The 21,770-nt window shown below is 70.8% G+C and carries 23 protein-coding genes and 2 tRNA genes; 12 read left to right on the top strand and 13 right to left on the bottom strand.

What is annotated here, in order from left to right; all coding sequences use genetic code 11:
* The first annotated feature begins 1 nt into the window (after nucleotide 1).
* The 3 genes from BN4251_RS11715 to BN4251_RS11725 all read left to right on the top strand — a co-directional run bounded on the left by BN4251_RS11715 (nucleotide 2) and on the right by BN4251_RS11725 (nucleotide 2,694).
* Nucleotides 2–1,003: a beta-ketoacyl-ACP synthase III gene (locus BN4251_RS11715; RefSeq protein ID WP_087485274.1), complete on the top strand. Its 1,002-nt coding sequence runs from the start codon at nucleotides 2–4 to the stop codon at nucleotides 1,001–1,003.
* A gap of 125 nt (nucleotides 1,004–1,128) precedes the next feature.
* On the top strand, nucleotides 1,129–1,377 hold the full coding sequence (locus tag BN4251_RS11720) for an acyl carrier protein (protein WP_087485275.1): 249 nt from the start codon (nucleotides 1,129–1,131) through the stop codon (nucleotides 1,375–1,377).
* A gap of 75 nt (nucleotides 1,378–1,452) precedes the next feature.
* On the top strand, nucleotides 1,453–2,694 hold the full coding sequence (locus BN4251_RS11725) for a beta-ketoacyl-[acyl-carrier-protein] synthase family protein (RefSeq protein ID WP_087485276.1): 1,242 nt from the start codon (nucleotides 1,453–1,455) through the stop codon (nucleotides 2,692–2,694).
* 85 nt (nucleotides 2,695–2,779) lie between these two features.
* Here BN4251_RS11725 and BN4251_RS11730 read toward each other — a convergent pair whose 3' ends face one another.
* The 5 genes from BN4251_RS11730 to BN4251_RS11750 form a co-directional block, all read right to left on the bottom strand.
* Nucleotides 2,780–3,271 (bottom strand): DUF3145 domain-containing protein, encoded by a 492-nt coding sequence (locus BN4251_RS11730; RefSeq protein WP_087485277.1) that lies wholly within the window; start codon nucleotides 3,269–3,271, stop codon nucleotides 2,780–2,782.
* Between the two features lie 89 nt (nucleotides 3,272–3,360).
* Complete coding sequence (locus BN4251_RS11735) at nucleotides 3,361–3,852, bottom strand: peptide deformylase (protein ID WP_087485278.1); 492 nt, start codon at nucleotides 3,850–3,852, stop codon at nucleotides 3,361–3,363.
* On the bottom strand, nucleotides 3,849–4,361 hold the full coding sequence (locus tag BN4251_RS11740) for an OsmC family protein (protein WP_087485279.1): 513 nt from the start codon (nucleotides 4,359–4,361) through the stop codon (nucleotides 3,849–3,851). The genes BN4251_RS11735 and BN4251_RS11740 overlap by 4 nt, the downstream gene beginning before the upstream one ends.
* 72 nt (nucleotides 4,362–4,433) lie before the next feature.
* Nucleotides 4,434–4,505 (bottom strand) — tRNA-Asn (locus BN4251_RS11745).
* Nucleotides 4,506–4,584: 79 nt separating this feature from the next.
* Nucleotides 4,585–5,574 (bottom strand): LacI family DNA-binding transcriptional regulator, encoded by a 990-nt coding sequence (locus tag BN4251_RS11750; protein ID WP_245810322.1) that lies wholly within the window; start codon nucleotides 5,572–5,574, stop codon nucleotides 4,585–4,587.
* A gap of 150 nt (nucleotides 5,575–5,724) precedes the next feature.
* Here BN4251_RS11750 and BN4251_RS18335 point away from each other — a divergent pair, with 150 nt between their 5' ends.
* Both BN4251_RS18335 and BN4251_RS11755 read left to right on the top strand, forming a co-directional pair.
* Nucleotides 5,725–6,213, top strand: coding sequence for a hypothetical protein (locus BN4251_RS18335; RefSeq protein WP_170931927.1), 489 nt, complete (start codon nucleotides 5,725–5,727; stop codon nucleotides 6,211–6,213).
* A gap of 21 nt (nucleotides 6,214–6,234) precedes the next feature.
* A tRNA-Ile gene (locus BN4251_RS11755) sits at nucleotides 6,235–6,308 on the top strand.
* A 90-nt stretch (nucleotides 6,309–6,398) separates the two neighbouring features.
* Here BN4251_RS11755 and BN4251_RS11760 read toward each other — a convergent pair.
* Nucleotides 6,399–7,067: a response regulator transcription factor gene (locus BN4251_RS11760; RefSeq protein WP_245810323.1), complete on the bottom strand. Its 669-nt coding sequence runs from the start codon at nucleotides 7,065–7,067 to the stop codon at nucleotides 6,399–6,401.
* On the bottom strand, nucleotides 7,060–8,232 hold the full coding sequence (locus BN4251_RS11765; RefSeq protein ID WP_087485281.1) for a sensor histidine kinase: 1,173 nt from the start codon (nucleotides 8,230–8,232) through the stop codon (nucleotides 7,060–7,062). The genes BN4251_RS11760 and BN4251_RS11765 overlap by 8 nt, the downstream gene beginning before the upstream one ends.
* Nucleotides 8,233–8,451: 219 nt before the next feature.
* Between BN4251_RS11765 and BN4251_RS11770 the strand changes: the two genes are divergently transcribed.
* On the top strand, nucleotides 8,452–9,138 hold the full coding sequence (locus tag BN4251_RS11770) for a DedA family protein (protein WP_087485282.1): 687 nt from the start codon (nucleotides 8,452–8,454) through the stop codon (nucleotides 9,136–9,138).
* Here BN4251_RS11770 and dnaG read toward each other — a convergent pair.
* The 3 genes from dnaG to dusB are packed head-to-tail and all read right to left on the bottom strand — an operon-like array spanning nucleotide 9,074 to nucleotide 13,593.
* Complete coding sequence (gene dnaG, locus BN4251_RS11775; protein ID WP_087485283.1) at nucleotides 9,074–11,044, bottom strand: DNA primase; 1,971 nt, start codon at nucleotides 11,042–11,044, stop codon at nucleotides 9,074–9,076. The genes BN4251_RS11770 and dnaG overlap by 65 nt on opposite strands.
* A 4-nt stretch (nucleotides 11,045–11,048) precedes the next feature.
* Complete coding sequence (locus BN4251_RS11780) at nucleotides 11,049–12,341, bottom strand: deoxyguanosinetriphosphate triphosphohydrolase (RefSeq protein ID WP_087485284.1); 1,293 nt, start codon at nucleotides 12,339–12,341, stop codon at nucleotides 11,049–11,051.
* 4 nt (nucleotides 12,342–12,345) lie between these two features.
* Complete coding sequence (gene dusB / locus BN4251_RS11785) at nucleotides 12,346–13,593, bottom strand: tRNA dihydrouridine synthase DusB (protein ID WP_087485285.1); 1,248 nt, start codon at nucleotides 13,591–13,593, stop codon at nucleotides 12,346–12,348.
* 230 nt (nucleotides 13,594–13,823) lie between these two features.
* Between dusB and BN4251_RS11790 the strand changes: the two genes are divergently transcribed.
* Complete coding sequence (locus BN4251_RS11790; protein WP_087485286.1) at nucleotides 13,824–14,909, top strand: LLM class flavin-dependent oxidoreductase; 1,086 nt, start codon at nucleotides 13,824–13,826, stop codon at nucleotides 14,907–14,909.
* A gap of 193 nt (nucleotides 14,910–15,102) precedes the next feature.
* Here the strand turns inward: BN4251_RS11790 and BN4251_RS11795 are convergent, their stop codons facing one another.
* Both BN4251_RS11795 and BN4251_RS11800 read right to left on the bottom strand, forming a co-directional pair.
* Nucleotides 15,103–15,504, bottom strand: coding sequence for a hypothetical protein (locus BN4251_RS11795; RefSeq protein WP_087485287.1), 402 nt, complete (start codon nucleotides 15,502–15,504; stop codon nucleotides 15,103–15,105).
* A gap of 191 nt (nucleotides 15,505–15,695) precedes the next feature.
* Nucleotides 15,696–17,087, bottom strand: coding sequence for a glycine--tRNA ligase (locus tag BN4251_RS11800; RefSeq protein WP_087485288.1), 1,392 nt, complete (start codon nucleotides 17,085–17,087; stop codon nucleotides 15,696–15,698).
* A 137-nt stretch (nucleotides 17,088–17,224) separates the two neighbouring features.
* Here BN4251_RS11800 and BN4251_RS11805 point away from each other — a divergent pair, with 137 nt between their 5' ends.
* From BN4251_RS11805 to BN4251_RS11825, 5 genes are read left to right on the top strand one after another with little or no spacing between them, the layout of a single operon-like run.
* The gene (locus BN4251_RS11805; protein WP_245810324.1) at nucleotides 17,225–18,220 is read left to right on the top strand and encodes a metal ABC transporter substrate-binding protein; all 996 of its coding nucleotides are present in this window, start codon (nucleotides 17,225–17,227) and stop codon (nucleotides 18,218–18,220) included.
* Nucleotides 18,217–18,981: a metal ABC transporter ATP-binding protein gene (locus BN4251_RS11810; protein ID WP_170931950.1), complete on the top strand. Its 765-nt coding sequence runs from the start codon at nucleotides 18,217–18,219 to the stop codon at nucleotides 18,979–18,981. The genes BN4251_RS11805 and BN4251_RS11810 overlap by 4 nt, the downstream gene beginning before the upstream one ends.
* Complete coding sequence (locus tag BN4251_RS11815; protein WP_087485290.1) at nucleotides 18,978–19,877, top strand: metal ABC transporter permease; 900 nt, start codon at nucleotides 18,978–18,980, stop codon at nucleotides 19,875–19,877. The genes BN4251_RS11810 and BN4251_RS11815 overlap by 4 nt, the downstream gene beginning before the upstream one ends.
* Before the next feature lie 35 nt (nucleotides 19,878–19,912).
* On the top strand, nucleotides 19,913–20,377 hold the full coding sequence (locus BN4251_RS11820) for a Fur family transcriptional regulator (protein ID WP_087485291.1): 465 nt from the start codon (nucleotides 19,913–19,915) through the stop codon (nucleotides 20,375–20,377).
* Nucleotides 20,374–20,946 (top strand): DedA family protein, encoded by a 573-nt coding sequence (locus BN4251_RS11825; protein ID WP_087485292.1) that lies wholly within the window; start codon nucleotides 20,374–20,376, stop codon nucleotides 20,944–20,946. Before BN4251_RS11820 ends, BN4251_RS11825 begins: the two co-directional genes overlap by 4 nt.
* Here BN4251_RS11825 and BN4251_RS11830 read toward each other — a convergent pair.
* A complete protein-coding gene (locus BN4251_RS11830; RefSeq protein ID WP_087485293.1) occupies nucleotides 20,928–21,734 on the bottom strand; it encodes an isoprenyl transferase in 807 nt (268 codons plus the stop codon). The genes BN4251_RS11825 and BN4251_RS11830 overlap by 19 nt on opposite strands.
* Nucleotides 21,735–21,770 lie beyond the last annotated feature (36 nt).

Raw genomic sequence — 21,770 nt, forward strand, 5'->3', positions numbered from 1 at the left:
CATGGCCATCACCCTCACCCCTCAACCCACCGTCGCCGGCTCGCAGGTCCTCGCCTACGGCGCGGCGCGCGGTGACCTCACGGTCCCCAACGACGACCTCGTCGGCCCGATCGACTCCTCCGACGAGTGGATCCGCCAGCGCACCGGGATCGTCACCCGCACCCGCGCGAGCGAGGACGTCGGCGTCAAGGACCTCTCCCTGACGGCGGCGAAGGAGGCCATCGAGCGCTCCGGGATCGACCTGGAGACCCTCGACGCGATCATCGTCTCGACCATCTCCTTCCCCTACCCCACCCCGTCGCTGGCGACCCTGCTCGCCGGTGAGCTGGGCCGTCCGGATGTCATCGCCTACGACATCTCGGCCGCCTGCGCGGGCTTCGCCTACGGCATCGGCCAGGCGGACTCGCTGATCCGCTCGGGCGCGGCCCGCAACGTGCTGGTGATCGGCGCGGAGAAGCTCTCCGACTTCGTCTCCCCCACCGACCGCTCCATCTCGTTCCTCCTGGGCGACGGCGCGGGCGCCGCGATCGTCGGACCCAGCGACGTGCCGAAGATCGGGCCGACGGTCTGGGGCAGCGACGGCGAGAACTGGGACACGATCCGTATGACCGGTTCCTCGATCGACTTCCGCGACGGCAAGACGGAATGGCCCACGCTCGAGCAGGACGGCCGCACCGTGTTCCGCTGGGCCGTGTGGCACACCGCCCAGAAGATTCGCGAGATGCTCGACCAGTCCGGGATCGGCATCGAGGACATCGACGTGTTCGTGCCCCACCAGGCGAACATGCGCATCATCGACGAGCTCGCCAAGCAGCTGAAGCTGCCGGGGGACGTGGTGATCGGCCGCGACATCGCCGAGACCGGCAACACCTCCGCGGCCTCGATCCCGCTGGCCACCCACCGCCTGATCGAGGAGGGCGCGGCCAAGAGCGGCGACGTCCTGGTGCAGTTCGGCTTCGGTGCGGGCCTGGCCTATGCCGGTCAGGTGCTGATCCTGCCCTGATCGCCCGAGGAGACTGTCACCCGCGTCACGCCGCATGGCTGACACGATCCGGGCTGGCCGGTTACCGAGAAGTAGCACGGGTAGTCTGTGACCGCCACACATCCGCATACCTGAAGGAGCATCCCATGGCACACACCGAGAACGAGATCCTCGAGGGCCTCGCCGAGATCGTCAACGAGGAGACCGGTGTCGCCACCGAGGACGTGAAGCTCGAGAAGTCCTTCACCGATGACCTCGACATCGACTCCATCTCGATGATGACGATCGTCGTCAACGCCGAGGAGAAGTTCGACGTGCGCATCCCCGACGAAGAGGTCAAGAACCTCGCCACCGTCGGCGACGCCGTCAAGTTCATCGAGGGCGCTCAGAACTGAGCCCCGCCTGACGCCCGGGACGCATCCCGTCCCGGGCGTCGCCGTCCTCTCAGCCACGTAGACCCGGAGGTCCGCATGTCCGCTTCCCGCTCACGAGTCGCCGTGACCGGCCTCGGCACCGTCAACCCGCTCGGCGGTGACGTCTCCTCCACCTGGGAGGCAGCCCTCGCCGGGACCTCCACCGCGCGCACCTTCGACAACGACTGGAAGGAGCGCTACGGCCTGTCCGTGGACTTCGCCTGCCAGCTGGTGCCGGGAGCGCTGGACTCGCTGACGCGCCCTGAGGCGAAGAAGCTCGACCCCTCGGGCCAGTACTCGATGGTCGCCGCGCGCGAGGCCTGGGCCGACGCCGGCACCCCCGAGGTCGACCCGAGTCGGCTCGGCGTCGTGGTCGGCACCGGGATCGGCGGCATCTGGACCACGCTGGACCAGTGGGACGTCGTGCGCGAGCGCGGAGCCCGGCGCGTGAACCCGTTCACGGTGCCGATGCTGATGGCGAACTCCTCGGCGGCCAACATCTCCATGGAGCTCGGCGCCCGCGCCGGAGCGCACACCCCCGTCTCGGCCTGCGCCTCCGGTGCCGAAGCGGTGGCGCTGGGGATGGGGATGATCCGTGACGGCCGCGCCGACGTGGTCCTCGTGGGCGGCACCGAGGCGTCCATCCACCCGATGACGATCGCCGCCTTCGCGAACATCCGTGCGCTCTCCGGCCGCGTCGACGATCCGGAGCACGCCTCGCGTCCCTACGACGTGGACCGCGACGGGTTCGTCCTCGGCGAGGGCGCAGCCGTCCTGGTGCTCGAGAGCGAGGAGCATGCCGCTGCCCGCGGCGCACGGGTCTATGCCTACGCCGCCGGTCGCGGCATGGCCTCGGACGCTCACCACATCTCGGCCCCGAACCCGGAGGGCCAGGCGCAGGCGGTGCGCGAGGCGGTCGCGGACGCAGGGCTCGAGGCGTCCGACATCGTCCACCTCAACGCCCACGGCACCTCCACCCCGCTCGGCGACATCGGCGAGCTGCGTGCGGTGGCTGACGCCCTCGAGGGCCGGACCGACCAGATCGTCGTCACCTCGACCAAGTCGATGACCGGCCACCTGCTCGGCGGCGCCGGGGCGCTGGAGTCGGTCTTCTCCGTCCTGGCCCTGCACAAGCGCACGGCGCCTCCGACGATCAACATCGAGAACCTCGACCCGGAGACCCCGATGGCGATCGCGCAGAACACGCCGGCGGAGCTGCCCGGCGGCGACATCGCCGTGCTGAACAACGCCTTCGGCTTCGGCGGGCACGATATAGCCACGGTCTTCACCACCGCCTGAGCACCTCGGGATCACCGAGCAGAGGGCCCACCCATGGGTGGGCCCTCTGCTCGTCCCTGAGAGCGTGAAGCGGAGCTGCGCGCGCTCAGCTGACCCGGTGGAGCCAGCGCATCGGCACGCCCTCCCCCGCGTGGCGGTAGATCTCCAGCTCCTCGTCCCAGGGCGATCCGAGGGCGATGCCGAGCTCTCGGCGCAGGGCCAGCGGGTCATCGCCCGCGCGCTCGATGCAGCCGCGCACATGGTCCTCGGTGAGCACGATGTTCCCGGCGTGGTCCGTGACCGCATGGTGGATCCCCAGCTCGGGCGTGCAGCTCCAGCGGGCGCCGTCCATCGCCGCGGTCGCCTCCTGGGTGACCTCGAAGCGGATGTCGTTCATCCCGCGCAGCGAGCTGGCGAGCCGGGCGCCGGTGTCCTCGCGGCCGCGCCAGGTCATCTCCCCGCGCTGGAGCCGGCTGCCCACCGGCTGGTCCTCCCAGCTGATGCGTGCGGGCACGCCGAGCACTCCGCTGGCGGCCCATTCGATGTGCGGCGTGAGGGCCCGCGGAGCGGAGTGCACATACAGAACTCCCTGGGTCATCTCGTTCCTTCCGGTCTCCGATGCGTCTTCCCCAACGAATCGGTGCTGCGGAGGGACCTGATGACAGCAGGTGCCTGTGAGTGCTGAGCTTAGAGGGTCTCCCTGATCTGGCGCAACGCCCGCTTCTTCACGGAGCGCTCGAGTCCGTCGATGTAGAGGGCGCCGTCGAGGTGGCCCACCTCGTGCTGGATCAGGCGCGCGGTGAGGCCCTCTCCTGCCAGCTCGATCTCCTCGCCCTCGAGGTTCGTGCCCACGCAGCGGGCGTAGGCGGAGCGGGTGCGCGGGAAGAACAGGCCCGGAACGGACAGGCAGCCCTCGTCCCCGTCCTGGAGCTCCTCGGAGAGCTCGACGATGACGGGGTTGAGGATGTACCCCACCCCGTTCTTCTCCTCGAGGTTCCAGGAGAAGGCGCGCAGGTTCACCCCGATCTGGTTCGCCGCGACGCCGGCGCGCCCCTCGTCGTCGACGGTGTCCATCAGGTCCCGGATGAGAGCGCGGGTGCCGTCGGTGATCGTCCTGATCGGATCGCACGGGGTGCGCAGCACCGGATCGCCGATCAGGCGGATGGGACGGATGCTCACTTCTGCGCCTCCTGCTGTGCCTGCTCGTCCTGCTGTGTCTGCTGTGCCTGCCCATCCTGCTCGGTGCCGAGGATCCGGTGGGTGACCTCCACGCCCGGGACCACGGTGCGCTCGACGGTGCAGCCGGCGGCGACCGCTCGACCGAAGACCTTGACCACGGAGGCGATCTCCAGCTCGGTGAGCCCCTCGAGCGGTAGCTGCACCTCCTCGGCGATCGAGAGGTAGCGGTTCTCGGAGCCGTCCGAGGTGCCGTGCGCCCACAGGCGCATCTCGAAGTCCTCCCCGAGGCGGCGTGCGAGGTTGGTGTCGCTGCTCATGCCGGCGCAGCCGATCAGCGCGAGCTTCAGCAGCTCGCCGGGATTGATCTCCCCCTCGCCGTGGCCGATCGGGATCTCGACGCCGCGCTGGTTGCGGCCCACCAGGGTGCGGTGGCCGGAGCGGTCCGCCCAGACGCTGCCGGGACCGACGTTCTCCGGACGCTCGAAACGATCATCGGGGACGGTGGGCATCGCCCTTCTCCTTCACGAGAACCAGCAGGAAACAAGACAGCCCCGGAGTGATCCGGGGCTGTTCTCCTTGGGCTCCCGCACTTGGATTCGAACCAAGAACCGCTCGATTAACAGTCGAGTGCTCTGCCGTTGAGCTATGCGGGATCGACCTGACCGACTCTAGCAGGACCCCTGGGGCCTGCGCATCTCGGAATGCGCCGTCGACCGGCCATTATGACGAAGGTTACTTCGAGCTGGCGCTCTTCTCGGCCGGCGGCGCACCCTGCGTCTCGGCCGCCGCTGCACCCCGGGCTCCGTCGGGCCCGGTGGACTCTCGCACCATCAGCGCAGGCACGGTCGCCCGCGCCTCCGACCCCTGCGCCGGTGCCGTTCCGCCTCCGGAGCGAGACTCCTCGATCACCTCGAGGAGCCTGCTCGCGGCGACCCGGCCGTACTCGATGGCCGAGCGGCCGATCGCGGTGATCGGAGGGCGGTGGGTGCGCGTCAGGGCGGAATCCTCGTAGCTCGCGACCGCGACGTCCACGGGGATCCTCGACCCGCTCTCCTGGAGCACATGGGCGCCCGCGAGGACCATCTCGGCGCTGTCGAAGATGATCGCGCTCGGAGGTGCGCTGCGCGCCATCAGCTCCGCGGTCGCGATCTCGGCGCCTCGGGAGCCGTAGCCGGCGTCCTGCAGGATCCCTTCGATCCCGAGGTCGGCGCAACGCTGCTCGAAAGCACGGTCCCGCAGCAGGGTGTGCAGGAAGTCCTCGTTGCCGGCCACGCGCGCCAGGCGCCGATGACCGAGCTGCGCGAGGTGATCCACGAGCAGCTCGGTCGCGTGGGCATCGTCGACATAGACCGAGGGCAGCGAACCGTGGTGCCCGGGCCCGCCCACCACCAGGGCGGGCAGGCCGATCTCCTCGAGCGCGGGAATGCGAGGATCATGCTCCCGCAGGTCCACGACGACCACTCCGTCGACCCGGCGCTGGGCGAACCAGCGCCGGAAGGTCTCGATCTCCGCGTCGGAGGTCTCGACGGTCTGCATCTGGAGCGAGTAGTCCCGGCGGCTGAGCACCTCCTGCAGGCCGGCCACGAAGGCGCCGAAGAACGCTTCGGTGCCGAGCACCTCGGCGGGCCTGGTCAGGACCATCCCGATCGTCTGCACCGGAGCGCCGGCGAGGGCGCGCGCCGCAGGAGAGGGCTCCCACTGCAGCTCGCGAGCGATCGCCATGACCCTCTCCCGCGTGGCGTCGGAAACCCCGGGGCGGCCGTTGACCGCGAGGGACACCTCGAGCTGGCACGTGGCTTCTCTTCCGCCCTCGATCGCCCGCTCTGGCTCCAGGAGGTCGGCGCTCCGCGCAGCATCCTCGAGGAGGAGGACGTGGCCTGGTTCGTGCGCACCACCGTCGACAACGCCCTGCAGAGCCCCGAGCTCTGGGGAATCACCTGGTGGTGCTCGCATGACGTCTCCCGCTCCCTCGCCGACTTCCCGCCGCTCGAGCACACCCTCGGCCTGTTCGACGAGGACGGACGGCTGAAGAGCGCCGGTGCCGCGTTCCGGGACGCGATCGCCGCGGCCCGCGAACTGCCTGCCCCGGCTCCCCGCGGCCGGGCGATCGAGCTTCCCGTCGGCCCGGAGCCGCTGCGGCGCCGCAGCGCGGCAGCCCCCGGCGGCGCGGTCTTCGAGCAGTGGATGGAGGCCTCGCGGCCGGGGAACGGCCGACGATCCACGTGGTGCGCGAGCATGCGGACCTCCTCGCCGGCGACACCCGCACCGGCGGCGCCGCAGCAACTCGCGCCGCAGTGTGAACAGCACCCCGCAAGAGGGTGTCAGAGCAGGTCACACGGTCTGATCGTGATAGATTCCTGAACGCCCTGCACGCAGGGACACGGCCCAGTAGCTCAGCCGGTCAGAGCAGCGGACTCATAATCCGTCGGTCGCGGGTTCAAGCCCCGCCTGGGCTACTTCCGGCGCCTCATGCGATGCACCGTCGTGCCGACAGTCCCGCGGCGCACTGCCGCGCACCGCCGCGCACCCGCTCTCCTCCGGGCAGCTCACCGCTCGTCGAGGTACCTCAGCACCGCCTGCACGCGGCGGCTGGTCTGTTCATCTCCGGGCAGCTCCAGCTTGTCGAAGATCGCGCTGATCGCCTTCTCCACGGTGCTCAGCGAGAGGAACAGCCGCTCGGCGATCCCGCGATTGGAGAGCCCCTCGGCCATCGCCTCGAGCACCTCGACCTCGCGCGGCGTGAGGCGGGAGACGACACGCTGCTGCTCCGGGGTGCGCAGCAGCGAGCGCACCACGGCGGGATCGATGACGGTGCCGCCGCCTGCGACCCGGTGCACGGCATCGAGGAAGCCATCGATCTCGGTGACGCGGTCCTTGAGCAGATAGCCGATCCCGGGCGCCTCGGCGCTGAGCAGTTCGCTCGCGTACTCGCGTGCCACGTGCTGGGAGAGCATCAGCACCCCCACCTGCGGGTGCTCGCGCTTGAGGCGCAATGCGGCGACCAGGCCCTCGTCGGTGTGGGTGGGCGGCATGCGCACGTCGACGATCGCGAGCTGGGGCCGGTGCCGGGCCACCTCCTCGAGAAGTTGCTCGCCGTCGCCGACGGAGGCGAGCACCTCGATACCCTCGTCCTCCAGCAGGCTGCGCACGCCCTCGCGCAGCAGCACGGCGTCATCGGCGAGGACGACGCTCAGCGGGCTTCCGGTCTCAGTCACAGGGCACCTCCGCGGTGATGATGGTGGGTCCGCCGACCGGGCTGTCGACGCTTACGGTACCGTCCAGCGCGGCGACCCGTCGGGCGAGCCCCTGTAGGCCGCCGCCCTCGGGATCCGCGCCGCCGATGCCGTCATCGCGGATCGAGACCACGAGGGTGCGCCGTTCCTCGGTGCCGCGCTCCTCGAGCATGATCCGCACCTCGCTCGCCGCCGCGTGCTTGACGACGTTGTTGACCGCCTCGCGCACCACGAAGTACGCGGCGGATTCAACCGCTCGAGGCAGCTCCCCGCTCACCGCGTGCTCGAGATGCACGGGCAGCGGGCTGGCGTCGGCGACGTCCCCGAGCGCGGTGGCCAGTCCGTGCTCGTCCAGGGCGTTGGGGTAGACCTGCCAGGCGACCTGACGGACCTCCTCGATCAGCGACTGGGACTGAGCGTGCGCCTGGTCGAGCAGCTCCCGTGCGCGGTCCGCATCAGGGGTGCGTCGAGCGCGGGCGAGGGTCACGGAGAGAGAGACCACGTTCTGCTGCACCCCGTCGTGCAGGTCGCGCTCGATGCGTCGACGCTCATCATCGATCGCGAGCACCACTCCGCGCCGAGTGGTCAACAGCCGGCTGATCCGAGTCTCGAGCGCGTCCTCACGGGCGACGCTCGTCCACCGCCGCAGCAGCAGGGCCTGCGCCCACGCGGCGAGCTCGGCGAACACCGCTGCGGCCAGCAGGCTCGAGGTGCCGAAGATCAGCAGCACGGGCAGGGCGGGCCGGCTGATCACCCAGAGGGAGAACTCGAACACCACGGGCTCGACGATGATCGTCTGGATGAGGCTGCCCAGCACGATGGCCGCGACCAGCAGGAGCAGGTCCGCCATGATGTAGCCGAGCACCCCGGCCAGCAGGGCGTGCAGCGCCGCCCGCCGGGGGCCCAGGAACTCCTCCGGGGAGGTGCCCAAGCGGAAGCGGTAGAAGCGATCGAGCCGCCCCGACTCCCAGCGGCGCACCGCACGGAACGGCCGGCGCCACCGCACCAGCAGCAGCGGGATCGTCAACAGCAGGAGCGCGCCCAGCACCAGGCCCAGCAGAGCTCCGACCACGTGACGCACCCCGCGACGCAGCAGTCGCACCGGTTCGCGCGGCAGCGAGAGGCCGGACGGGTCAGGCAAGCGCATGGAGCTCTCTTCGGAGGTCAGGGGCGCCGATCACGGCGCCGATGGGCACGCTACCAACCGCGCCCGGATCCCGACCACGAGGCTCCTCCCCGTCCCCGTTCCGGTTTTCCGCATCCGTGCGCGCAGTTCCCCGCCGCAGGCGCACGGTCTGCCCGGTTCCGGGCGCACGGCGCAGATTCCTACCGTGGAGCGCGTTCTTCCACCACCAGGAGCTGCCCGATGGATTCCGTTCTCCACCTCGCCGAGACCCTCATGGGGTCGCCGTGGCTCTACCTGCTCGTGCTCGCCCTCGTGGCGCTGGACGGCTTCTTCCCGCTCGTGCCCGGGGAGACGGTGGTCATCGCGGCCGGTGCCTACGCGGTCAGCGGGAGCACTCAGGCGCCCGCACTGCTGGTCGCTGCCTGGGCCGGGGCGCTCACGGGCGATCTCATCTCCCACCATCTCGGGCGAGGTGCGGGTCCGCTCGCCCGCTGGTTCCGCCGCCGCCGATGGGGCGGAGCGATGCTCGGCTGGGCCGAGCGGGAGCTGACGGACCGTGGCGGGATGCTGCTGATCTCCGGAAGGTTCATCCCCGGAGGGCGCACCGCGACGACTCTGACCAGCGGCATCGTGGGCTACCCACGTGCGCGGTTCCTCGGCTTCGCGGCGATCGCAGGACTGCTGTGGTCCCTCTACAGCGTGGGGATCGGAATGCTGGGCGGCCTCGCCTTCCGCACCGAGCCGCTGCTCGGCGTGGCCGTGGGCATCGGGCTGGCGCTCCTGCTCGGCGGCGGGATCGAGGCGGCACGCGTCCTGCGCCGGAAGGCGACTCGATCCCGCTCGCGAGCTCGCAGTTCGTCGGTCAGTCCTCGACAGCCGCGCGGAGGGCGCGTCGGCGTGCCTGGACCTGCCCCAGGCGGGACATGATCTCCTGATAACGCTCGGCATCACGGGGGTCGGTGCGCTGCAGGCGCTGCTTGAGCACCGAGTACTCGCGCGTGATCGACAGCTCGCTGAGACGATCCAGCAGGGAGCCGGCGAGCTTGCCCAGGCCCTCCTCGTCACGCGCGGGCAGGTCGAGGTTCGCGATCTCCACGATCAGCGGACGCAACGTCTCTCCCGAGACCTCGAGCACCTGCTCGAGATAGCGGGCAGGGTGCAGGGTGCCCTCGACGGCATCGAGCAGCGTCCCGGCGGCGAGCATCACGTCCCACACACCCTGCAGGGCGGGCACGTGGAAGGAGTCATCCGGCAGCGAGGCGACCTTCTCGGCCACCAGCAGCTGCGGGGCCTGGAGCATCACGGCCAGGGACTGCGTCTCCACCTGGCCCACGGGATCACGGGGATTGACCGCGTCGGCGAGCCGGGCATGGACCGGCGGGGCCTGGGCGCCGTCGGCCCCCTGGCCGCGCTCCCCCGGGCGCTCCGCCGCGGGAGCCGGCTCCTCCGCCCGATGCCCGCCGCGCCCCTCGCTGCGGGCGGCGTCATGCACGGCGCGCAACACAGTGCGCTCCTCCATCCCCAGCCAGCCGGCCAGGCGCCGGGCGTACTCGGGGCGCATCGCGCGATCACGGATGCGGGCCACCACCGGTGCGGCCATGCGCAGCGCCGTCACCTGTCCCTCGACGGTGTCGAGATCCACCTGGGAGATCGCGGAGCGGATCGCGAACTCGAACAGGGGGCGGCGGGTCTCGATCAGATCCCGCACCGCCTGATCACCCTGCTGGATCCGCAGCTCGCAGGGATCCATGCCGCTGGGCTCCACGGCCACGTAGGTCTGGGCGACGAATCGCTGGTCCTCCTCGAAGGCGCGCAACGCCGCCTTCTGACCGGCGGCGTCGCCGTCGAAGGTGAAGATGACCTCGCCGGCCAGGCCCCGGCCGTCGGTGTTCAGGCGCAGCCCCGCCGACGGGTTCGAGTCGCCCATCACGCGCCGCACGATCTTCACGTGGTCCGCGCCGAAGGCGGTGCCGCACGAGGCCACGGCCGTGGTGACGCCGGCCAGATGGGCGGCCATCACGTCGGTGTACCCCTCGACCACCACCACACGGTGCTGGGAGGCGATCTCCTTGCGGGCGATGTCCAGGCCGTAGAGCACCGTGGACTTGTGGTAGATCGCGGTCTCGGGGGTGTTGAGGTACTTCGGTCCCTGATCCGAGTCGAGCAGACGCCGCGCGCCGAAGCCGATGGTCTTGCCGGTGATGTCGCGGATCGGCCAGACCAGCCGCCCGCGGAAGCGGTCGTAGACACCGCGCTGGCCCTGGGAGACCAGGCCGCTCGCGACCAGCTCCTCCTCGGTGAATCCGCGGCCGCGCAGCACTCCGGTCAGCGAATCCCAGCCCTCGGGGGCGAAGCCCACGCCGAAGTGCTCGGCGGCGTCCTGGTCGAAGCCTCGCTCGAGCAGGAACCGGCGCCCCACCTCGGCGGCTGGGCCACGCAGCTGCTCGCGGTAGTACTCCTCCGCGATCGCATGCGCATCGATCAGGCGCCGACGGGTGCCGAAGTCGGGGCGATCGCCCCGCTCACCGCCCTCCTCGTACTGCAGCTGGACGCCGTAGCGGCCGGCCAGCATCTCGACGGCCTCGACGAAGCTGAGGTGGCTGATCTTCTGCACGAAGGAGATCACGTCACCGCCTTCGCCGCAGCCGAAGCAGTGCCAGTGGCCCAGCTGGGGGCGGATGTTGAAGGAGGGGGTCTTCTCGTCGTGGAAGGGGCACAGCCCCTTCATCGAACCGATGCCCGCAGTGCGCAGCGTGACGTGCTCGGAGACCACCTCGTCCAGGCGGGAGCGCTCGCGGACCTCGTCGACGTTCTTGATCAGACCTCTGGCCACGGCCTCACAGCTCCGATCCGAGGCCCGGCAGGGGCGTGTCCGCGGCGGTGACGTGGGTGATGTCGCGGTCGAACAGCTCGGCGTGCAGGCGCCGCGCGGTGACGTCCGTGTAGGAGGCGATCTGGTCGACCACGACCCGGCGCCGGGCGTCGTCGTCCTCGGCGCTGCGCCAGAGCTCGGCGAACAGCGGGCTGAGGTAGTGGGAGCCGGTGTGCCACAGCCGCGAGTAGAGGTCGCGGATGATCTCCTCCTGGGCCTCGTACACGGGCTGCTGCGAGGCGGAGGACATCACGTACGCGGCCGCGAGGCCCTTGAGCACCGCGATCTCGAGATGGGTCTGCTCGGGCACCATGACCTCGCCCGCGTAGCGGGACATGGCCTGCTCGCCGTGGGCGGCACGGGTCGCGGTGATCGCCGATCGGGTGAAGCGGCCGATCAGCTGGCTGGTCATGTCCTTCAGCGCGGCGGCCGAGCGGAACGAGCCGTCGAAGGCGGACATCCAGTACGGCTCGGCCTCGAGGCGGGCCAGCGCCTCGTCGAGCGCCTCGACCGGCTCATCGGGCATGTACCAGTCCTGGACCACGAACAGCGCGGCCGCCCGCTCCATCGGGTCGCCGAGCTTCTCGAGCTCGAGGGTGCGTCCCGTGATGGCGTCCTCGATGTCGTGGACGGAGTAGGCGACGTCATCGGCGAGGTCCATCACCTGCGCCTCGAAGCACTGCCTGCCGGGCACCGCACCCTCCCTCGCCCAGGTGTACACCCCGAGGTCGTCGGCGTAGGCACCGAACTTCGCCGAGCTCGGATCCGGTCCCTGCCCGCGGGTCCAGGGGTACTTGATCGCGGCGTCCACGCAGGCGCGGGTGAGGTTCAGCCCGTAGGGGCGCTCCTCGCCCACCACCTTCGGCTCGAGCCGGGTGAGCAGGCGCAGGGTCTGCGCATTGCCCTCGAAGCCGCCGAAGTCCGCGGCGAGATCGTCCAGCACCTTCTCGCCGTTGTGGCCGAAGGGCGGGTGCCCGAGGTCATGGGAGAGACAGGCGGCATCGACGATGTCCGGATCGCATCCGAGCTCGGCGCCGATGTCGCGGCCCACCTGCGCCACCTCGAGGGAGTGGGTGAGGCGGGTGCGCACGAAGTCGTTGGCTCCCGCGCCGAGCACCTGGGTCTTCGCGCCCAGCCGGCGCAGCGCGGAGGAGTGCAGCACGCGGGCGCGGTCACGCTGGAACGGTGTGCGGGCCTGCGATTTCGGCGGCTCCGGCACCCAGCGCTCGAGGTCGGGTGCGGTGTAACCGGCAGTCATCCGTTCATCCTCCGGAGGTGTCGAGCTCGGCCTCGTGGAGGCGGGTCGCATGCTGGGCGCTGAGCTCCCGCGAGGACATCCAGCCCTCGGGGACCACAGCGCGCTTGGGCGAGCCGGCGCGGCCGCGCGGGCCCTCGACCGCGGCGCCCGGGTAGGGGCTCGAGAGGTCGAGCTCGGCGAGCTTGGCGTCGAGGTCCTCGAGCGACTCCATGGTCGCCAGGCGGTGGCGCATCTCCCCGCCGACGGGATAGCCCTTGAAGTACCAGGCCACGTGCTTTCGCAGATCACGCAGGGCGCGGCCCTCGTCCTCGAAGAACTCGATCAGCAGCTCGGCATGACGGCGCAGGATCACCGCGATGTCTCCCATGGAGGGACGGATGCGGTCCGGTCGGCCGGCGAAGGCGGCCGCGAGGTCGGCGAACAGCCAGGGCCGTCCCTGACAGCCGCGGCCCACCACCACACCGTCGCAGCCGGTGCGATCCATCATCTCGATGGCGTCCTCGGCACACCAGATGTCCCCGTTGCCGAGCACCGGGATGTCGGTGACGAGCTCCTTGAGCTCGGCGATCGTGTCCCAGCGGGCATCGCCCGAGTAGTGCTGGACGACGGTGCGGCCGTGCAGCGCGATCGCGGCGGCGCCCACCTCCTGCGCGATCAGGCCGGCATCGCGGAAGGTCTGGTGGTTGTCATCGATGCCGATGCGGGTCTTGACCGTGACCGGCACCTCGGGGCCCGCGGCCTCGACGGCGCCGCGCACGATGCGGGTGAACAGCTCCGTCTTCCAGGGCAGCACTCCCCCACCGCCGCGACGGGTGACCTTGGGGACGGGGCAGCCGAAGTTCAGGTCGATGTGATCGGCGAGGTCGCGCTCGCGGATCATCTCCACCGCGCGGCGCACCGTCGCCGGATCCACGCCGTACAGCTGGACGGAGCGCGGGGTCTCCCGCTCCCCCATCGTCACCAGGCGCCAGGACTCCTTGTGGTCCTCCACCAGAGCGCGCGTGGTGACCATCTCGGAGACGTACAGCCCGCCGTCATCCTCGCTGTGCAGGGCACCGAACTCGCGGCACAGCAGGCGGAAGGCCATGTTGGTGATCCCGGCCATGGGGGCGAGCACCACGGGGGTGTCGATCGTGTGGGGGCCGATCGTGAGGGTGCGACGGGCCGCGCCGTCACCGGCGGCGGGAACGGGTCCGCTGGGCCGGTCGACGGCGCTGAGCGTGGCCGGGAACGGGGCGTCGAGGGTGGTCATCGTCTCGATTGTCCCATCACGGTGCGACGTCCGGGAGGGATGACGGGGGTGATGTGCGTCGGAGCGGTCCGGGGAGGACAGGTGGGGGCGCTTGGGGGCAGGTCCGGGGAGGACAGGTGGGGGCGCTTGGTCCCGGTTGCAGGGGCCCGGGATGGGGGACGATGGGGGCAACGGCGCATCGCCTTCCCCTCTCCCGGCGCCGTTCGGCTGACACCGGAAGGAGGCGCGAGATGTCTGCATCGGCGCCAGGAGTCGGAGCAGCGCTCCGCATCGGATTCGTCGCCCAGGTCGAGCACACAGCACCGCCCGGCGATGAGCAGGGTGTGGTCGGCGGCGGCCTCGAGGAGGGCCTCGACCTGTTCAGCACGGCGGAGGAGCTCGGCTACGACGTCGGCTATGTGCGTGTGCGCCACCTCCAGAGCTCCCTGGCCTCCCCGCTGCTGTTCCTGGCCGCGCTCGGTCAGCGCACCCGGCGCATCCAGCTCGGCACCGCCGTGATCCCGCTGCGGTTCGAGAACGCGGGGCGCCTGGCGGAGGACCTCGCCACCGCCGATCTGCTCACCGGGGGCCGGCTGCGCCCGGGAGTGAGCACCGGCTACTCCGCCCATGACGGGATGTATGCGCGCGCCTTCGGCGCACTGCGGGAGGAGCGCTCCGACCACGTCGACCGGGTGCTGCACGACCTCGTCGCCTTCCTCGACGGCGAGATCGTCGCCGGAGCCGACGCGCACATCGAGGATGTCGACCGCGGCAGTCCGCTGCGGCTGCAGCCCCGCGTTCCCGCACTGCGCGACCGTCTCGCCTACGGGGCGGCGAGCACTCACCGCGCAGAGCTCGCCGGACGGCTGGGACTGGGGCTGCAGCTGGCGACGATGGCGCCGGATGACGGCTCCGGGCGCTCCGTCGAGCAGCTTCAGCTGGAGACCCTCACCGCCTACCGCGAGGCCTCCCGCGCCTCGGGATTCGGTGACGGCCACGTGATGGTCAGCCGCCAGATGATCCCGGTGCGCACCGAGGCGGAGCTGGAGCGCTTCATGACCCTGGTGCCGCGCGAGCGGGCCGGGGATCCCCGGGTCATCGGCGAGCACCACGGCCAGGAGATCGGAGGGCATGACGCGGTCTACAGCGAGGTGGTGCTGGACCAGCCGTCGGTGGTCGCGAAGGCGCTCTGGGAGGACCCGGTCGTCGGCGCGGCCGACGAGCTCGTGCTGGTCCTGCCGCCCGGCGCCGCCCTCCCCGAGCAGCAGGCGCTGCTGCGGACCTTCAGCGCCCTCGTGGTCCCGTCGCTGCAGATGGTGCTCTCCCGCCTCCGCTAGTCCCCGCCTGCGGGGCGTCCGGCGCCGCCGAGGTTCGACTAGGGAGCCCTCGGCGACGCGCTACCTCCTGGCGATGCCTCAGGTCAGCTGCGACATCCACCTTCGCACCGCCTTCGCGGGCCCGCTCTCGCCCACGATGATCTCGCGCTACGTCTCGTGGCGGCGTGCACCGCATTCGTCGGCGGCGGGAGGCTCAGCTCTCCTCGATGCCCACGATGCTGGGCTTGGACGCGATCGGGAAGCGGAAGCCCTGCACCTGGAACACGTAGGTCTCGCCCTTGACGAGCTCGGGATGATTCTTCTCGAGCTCCTCCGCACTCGCCCCATCGGAGCCGAAGCTGCGGGCACCCCAGCGCAGCTCGCCGCACTGCTCGGTCTCGATCGTGCGGCCCTGGTTCGACATCCCCGAGCCGCGCTTGTTCTTGATCGTCACGTGCGCGCCGGTGACCGTGCACTCCATGGTGCTGGAGCCGACGTAGTTGCCTGCGATCCCGACGAACAGGCCCCCCAGCAGCAGTGCGCAGATGAGGGTCCAGATCCTGTCCCCGAGCTTCTTGAGCCCGGACTTCTGAGCAGAGGCCTGCGTCTCGTTCATGTGTTCCCCCGGACGGCCGTGTGATGACGCGATCTCCGCCGTCCCCTCCCCCGAGAGCGACCGCGGCGAGAGCACGGTACCAGGTGCCGCAGGAGCGCGGCGACCCCGCACCGCCGCCCGGTGGGGCGATGCGGTGCGGGGTCGTCCGGAGGGTCCTCGTCGCCAGCGCCGCGGCAGACGAGGTCCGTGGCTCAGGCGCCGATCAGTCGGGCCGCGAGGTAGGACTCCACCTGGTCCAGCGCCACGCGCTCCTGGGCCATCGAGTCGCGCTCGCGGATCGTGACGGCCTGGTCCTCGGCGGTCTCGAAGTCGACGGTGAGGCAGAACGGGGTGCCGATCTCGTCCTGTCGGCGGTAGCGGCGGCCGATTGCCTGGGTGACGTCCATCTCGACGTTCCAGTGCGTGCGCAGGCGTGCGGCGAGCTGCTCGGCGCGGGGCACCAGGTCCTCGCTCTTGGACAGCGGCAGCACCGCGACCTTCACCGGGGCCAGGCGCGGATCGAGCTTGAGCACGGTGCGCTTGTCGACCCCGCCCTTGGCGTTGGGGGCCTCGTCCTCGGTGTAGGCGTCCACGAGGAACGCCATCATCGAGCGGGTCAGGCCGAAGCTGGGCTCGATCACGTAGGGGGTGTAGCGCTCGTTCGCCGCCTGGTCGAAGTACTGCATCTTCGTGCCCGAGGCGTCGGTGTGCGCGCCGAGGTCGAAGTCGGTGCGGTTGGCGATGCCCATCAGCTCGCCCCACTCGCTGCCCTGGAAGCCGAAGCGGTACTCGAGGTCGATCGTGGCGGCGCTGTAGTGGGCGCGCTCGGTCTCGGGCACGTCGAAGCGGCGCAGGTTCTCGGGGGCGATGCCCAGATCGATGAACCAGTTCCAGCACGCCTCGACCCACAGGTCGAACTGCTCGGAGGCCTCGGCCGGCGGGGTGAAGTACTCGATCTCCATCTGCTCGAACTCACGGGTGCGGAAGATGAAGTTGCCGGGGGTGATCTCGTTGCGGAACGCCTTGCCGATCTGGCCGATCCCGAAGGGCGGCTTCTGGCGGGCGGCGGTGACCACGTTGAGGAAGTTCACGAAGATGCCCTGCGCGGTCTCCGGACGCAGGTAGTGCAGGCCCGCCTCGCTCGAGACCGGGCCGAGGTAGGTCTTCACCAGACCGGAGAACTCCTGGGGCTCGGTGAAGTCGCCGCGGTTGCCGCAGTTGGGGCACGCGATCTCGGCCATGCCGCCCTCGGGGGCACGGCCCTTCTTCTCCTCGAAGGCCTCCAGCAGGTGGTCCTCGCGGAAGCGGTTGTGGCAGCTCTTGCACTCCACCAGCGGGTCGGTGAAGGTCTGGACGTGGCCGGAGGCCTCCCACACGCGCCGCGGCAGGATGATCGAGGAGTCCAGGCCCACCATGTCGCCGCGGGACTGCACGAAGGTGCGCCACCACTGCTTCTTGATGTTCTCCTTGAGCTCGACGCCCAGGGGGCCGTAGTCCCACGCGGAGCGGGTACCGCCGTAGATCTCACCGGCCGGGAACACGAAGCCTCGCTTCTTGGCGAGGGCGATGACGTTGTCCAGCGTGCTGGCAGGGGCCTTGGCCACGGGGGTACTCCTGGTGACGGGATCGAACAGAACCTCTCCAGCATAGTCACCCGCTCCGCTGTGAGCGTGGCCACGTCAGCGCGCTCCCACGCCCGTCCGGCTTGCGTCGCACCCGCCCACTGGTGAGAATGATTGTCATGACGCGTGCTCTTCGTCCTTCACGACGCTCCCTGCTCGCCGCCGCCGGGCTCGGCGCCGGCGCAGCGGCGCTGACCGCCTGCGGCTCCTCGACCACCGAGGGGCGGGGCGGGCTGTCCGTCGTGACCTCGGCCTATCCCCTCGCCTACCTGGTCACCAGGATCGGCGGGGAGCACGTGGAGCTCACCGACCTCACCACCCCGGGAGCGGATGCGCACGGCATCGAGCTCTCGGTCAAGCAGGTCATGACGGTCGAGAGCGCCGATCTGGTGCTCCAGATCCCCGGGCTCCAGGCGTCGCTGGACGATGCGATCTCCTCGCAGGACGGCGAGAACGTGCTCGACGTCTCCTCCGTGGTCACGCTGCTGCCGGTCGGAGAGGCCGAGAAGCACTCGCACGAGTCCGAGGAGGAGCACGCCGCGCACGAGCACGAGGACGGCGGGGAGCACGAGGACGAGGGCCACGAGGGCCACGACCATGGACCCGACGATCCGCACTTCTGGCACGATCCGCTGCTGATGGCCGACCTGGCCGACGCCCTCGCCGAGCGCCTGGGCGAGCTCGCCCCGGACAGCGCCGACGCGTTCACCGCCTCCGCGCAGGAGGTGCGCACCGAGCTCGAGACGCTCGATGCCGAGCTCGCCGAGTCCTTCGGCAGCGTCGAAGGCCGCAAGCCCTTCATCACCAGCCACGCCGCCTACGCCTACCTCGCCGAGCGCTACGACCTGCACCAGATCGGCATCAGCGGGGTGGACCCCGAGAACGAGCCCTCGCCGCAGCGCCTGCTCGCGCTCGAGAAGGTGGTGGACGAGGAGGGCGTGACGACGGTGTTCTTCGAGACCTCGGCCTCCCCGAAGGTCGCCCAGACCCTCGCGAACAATCTCGGCATCAACAGCGCCGAGCTCGACAACCTCGAGACCCAGCAGTCCGAGGATGCCGATTACGCTCAGGTCATGCGAGACAACTGCACCGCCCTGGTCGAGAGCTGGTCATGAGCGAGACGATGCCTGCGGTCATCGAGGTCTCCGGCGCCTCCGTGCTGCGCGGCGGGCAGCGGGTGCTGGACGAGGTGGACCTGCGCGTCGAGGCCGGCGAGCTGGTGGCGCTGCTGGGAGCCAACGGCTCCGGCAAGTCGACCCTGCTGCGCGCCGCCGTCGGGATCCTGCCGCTCGAGAGCGGCACCGCCCGCCTGTTCGGCGCGCCCGTGCACCGCAGCACCGCTCATGACCGGCTGGGCTATGTGCCGCAAGACTCCGCCGAGGCCGGTTCGATCCCCGCGACCGCGCGCGAGGCCGTCGCCAGCGGTCTGCTGGGTGCACGCTCCTGGTGGCCGAGCCGCCGGGACGAACGGGTGTTGACCGCTCTCGAGGCCGTCGGCATGGCCGATCTCGCCTCCCGCCCCATCACCCGGATGTCGGGCGGGCAGCGCCGCCGCGTGATGATCGCCCGCGCTCTGGTGCGCGAGCCCGAGCTGCTGGTGCTGGACGAGCCGTTCTCCGGGGTGGACCTGCCCACCCAGGAGCTGATCTCGGAGCTGTTCCGTGAGCTCTCGGCAGCCGGCACCTCGATCCTGGTGGTGCTGCACGAGACCGGGCCCCTCACCGATGACATCCAGCGCGCGGTGGTCCTGGATCACGGTCGCGTGGTCCACGACGGCGCCGCGGCAGACCGCCCGCGCCTCCACCCCGGGCACGGCCATCCCGAGGATGCCGCCCCGCTCGATCAGTGCCTCGGACAGGAGATCCACCCCGCATGATCTCGCCGCTCGACATCCTCACCTCCGATCTGCTGCGCTACCCGCTGATCATCGCGGTGCTGATCGGACTCACCGCCCCGGTGGTCGGCACCTACCTCGTGCAGAAGCGGCTCTCGCTGCTCGGCGACGGCCTCGGCCATGTCGCCCTGACCGGTGTGGCGCTGGGCTGGCTGGTCGGCGCCTGGATCAGTGCCTCCCCCGCCGATCTGCTCGCGATCCCCGGCGCTCTCGCGGCGTCCGTGATCGGTGCGCTGCTGATCGAGTACGTGCGGGAGATCAGCCACACCAGCCGTGACGTCGCGCTCGCGATCCTGTTCTACGGAGGCATCGCGGGCGGCGTGGTGATCATCCAGCTCGCCGGCGGCACCTCCCAGAACCTGATGGGCTATCTGTTCGGCTCCCTCTCGACCGTCACCGCCCTGGACACGATCATCTCCTCGGTGCTCGCCGTGCTCGTGCTCGTGATCGGGGTGGGGCTGTCGGGGCTGCTGTCCGCAGTGACCGCGGATGAGGAGTTCGCTCGCGCCTCTGGCCTCCCGGTGCGCCTGGTGAACGTGCTGATCGCGGTGCTCGCCGCGCTCACGGTGACCCTGTCGATGCGGATCGTGGGCGCGCTGATGGTCTCGGCCCTGATGATCGTCCCGGTCGCCGCGGCGCAGCAGCTGGTGGTGGGCTTCGCCCGCACCATGCGCACCGCGATGGCGATCGCCGTGGTCTGCTCGCTCGGCGGGCTGCTGATCACCGTGTACGTCGATCTGCCGCCGGGCGGCGTGATCGTGCTGCTGACCGTCGCCGCCTACGTCCTGGGACTGGTGGTGCGGGCGGTGCGGCCCGCCCAGCGGGTCCCCGCCGTCGGCGGTCCCGGACCCGCCCGCAGTGCAACGCCCCACCACTGATAGAAGTCCTGGTCGCGCTGGGGGACAATGAGGTCATGCAACGGAACACCCGCCAGCGCACCGCGATCCTCGAGACGCTCTCGCGCCAGGACGACTTCCGCAGCGCCCAGCAGATTCACGAGCAGATGCGGGCCGACGGCGAGACCGTGGGCCTGGCCACCGTGTATCGCAACCTCCAGACCCTCGCGCGCTCCGGACGTCTCGACGTGCTCGTCGCCGCGGACGGCGAATCCCTCTACCGCCAGTGCGAGGACACCGGGCACCACCATCACCTGGTGTGCCGCAGGTGCGGGCGCACCGTCGAGTTCCTCGCGCCGAAGCTCGAGAGCTCGATGACCGCGATCGCGCACGAGCACGGCTTCTCCGAGGTCGACCACACCCTCGAGGTGTTCGGGCTGTGCCCCGACCACTCGGCACAGGGCACCGTGCCGGACGAGGATCCGGACGACGAGAGTGACGAGAACGACCAGGACGACCAGGACGAGGCGCGCGCACGATGATGGAGTGGGTCGGTGAGCTGCCGCTGCTGGCCGCGGTCGCGTTCCTGTACGTGGTGATCTGGTGCCGGGCCGGTGCCACCTATCTGCTGGGGCGCGGGGCCCGCAAGGCGGCCGACAGGGGCCGGGTCGCGGCCTTCCTCGAGTCCCCGAACGTGCAGCGCGCCACGGATCTGATCAACCGGTGGGGCGCCCCGGTGGTCGCGCTGAGCTTCCTCACCGTCGGCTTCCAGACGGCCGCGAACGCCGCGGCGGGCCTGACCGGGATGCCGGCCAGGCGATACGCTCCCGCCCTCGCGATCGGCGGCCTGGCCTGGGCACTGATCTACGCCACGGTGGGGCTGGTGGCCTTCCGCGCCTGGTTCGAGCTGTTCGTGCTCTCCCCCTGGGCCGCGGTGGCCGCGCTCGCGGTGGTCGTGGTGCTGATCGGGATCCTGCTGCGGCACCGCCGCCGCACCGGCGGCGTGGTGGCCGCCGCCGCTGCCCTGCCCGAGGCGGAGGAGACGAGCCCGCCCGTCGACGGCGCGGTCCCTGCGACCGCCTCGTCGAAGGATCAGACCGTCGAGGGCTGATCCGGGGCGTCGATCGCGCCGCCGTAGCGGCGGTCGCGCCGCGCGTACTCGGTGATCGCACGCCACAGCACGCGCCGGTCCACGTCCGGCCACAGCTCCTCGACGAACACCAGCTCCGCGTACGCCGACTGCCACAGCAGGAAGTTCGAGGTGCGCTGCTCCCCGCTGGTGCGCAGGAACAGGTCCACGTCCGGCATGTCCGGGTCGATCAGGTGACGCTGGATGGTGCGCTCGCTGATGCCGGAGCCCTTGAGGCGTCCCGCACGGGCCTGCTCGGCGATCTCCCGCACGGCATCGACCAGCTCGGCGCGACCGCCGTAGTTCACGCACATGTACAGGGTCATGCGGGTGTTGTCGCGGGTGAGCTCCTCGGCTTCCTTCAGCTCGCGGATCACCGAGCCCCACAGCCTCTGCTCGCGGCCCACCCAGACGATGCGCACGCCCCAGGAGTGCAGCGTGTCGCGCTGGCGGCGCAGCACGGAGCGGGAGAAGCCCATCAGGAAGCGCACCTCCTCCGGGGAGCGCTTCCAGTTCTCGGTGGAGAAGGCGTAGGCGCTCAGGTGCGTGACGCCGATCTGGAGGGCGCCGGCGACCACGTCCAGCAGCGCCGCCTCGCCCGCCTCGTGCCCTGCCGTGCGGGGCAGCCCCTGGCGGTTGGCCCAGCGGCCGTTGCCGTCCATCACCACGGCCACGTGGCCGGGGATGGTGGGGGCGGGCAGCTGCGGGGGCCGCGCGCCGCTGGGATGTGGGTGCGGCTCCTGGTACCCGTGTCGGGATGCACCGGGCATGGGGTCCTCCTGGAGGGTTCGCAGGGCTCTGCGGGT

The organism is Brachybacterium massiliense (assembly GCF_900184245.1).
GTDB lineage: Bacteria > Actinomycetota > Actinomycetes > Actinomycetales > Dermabacteraceae > Brachybacterium > Brachybacterium massiliense.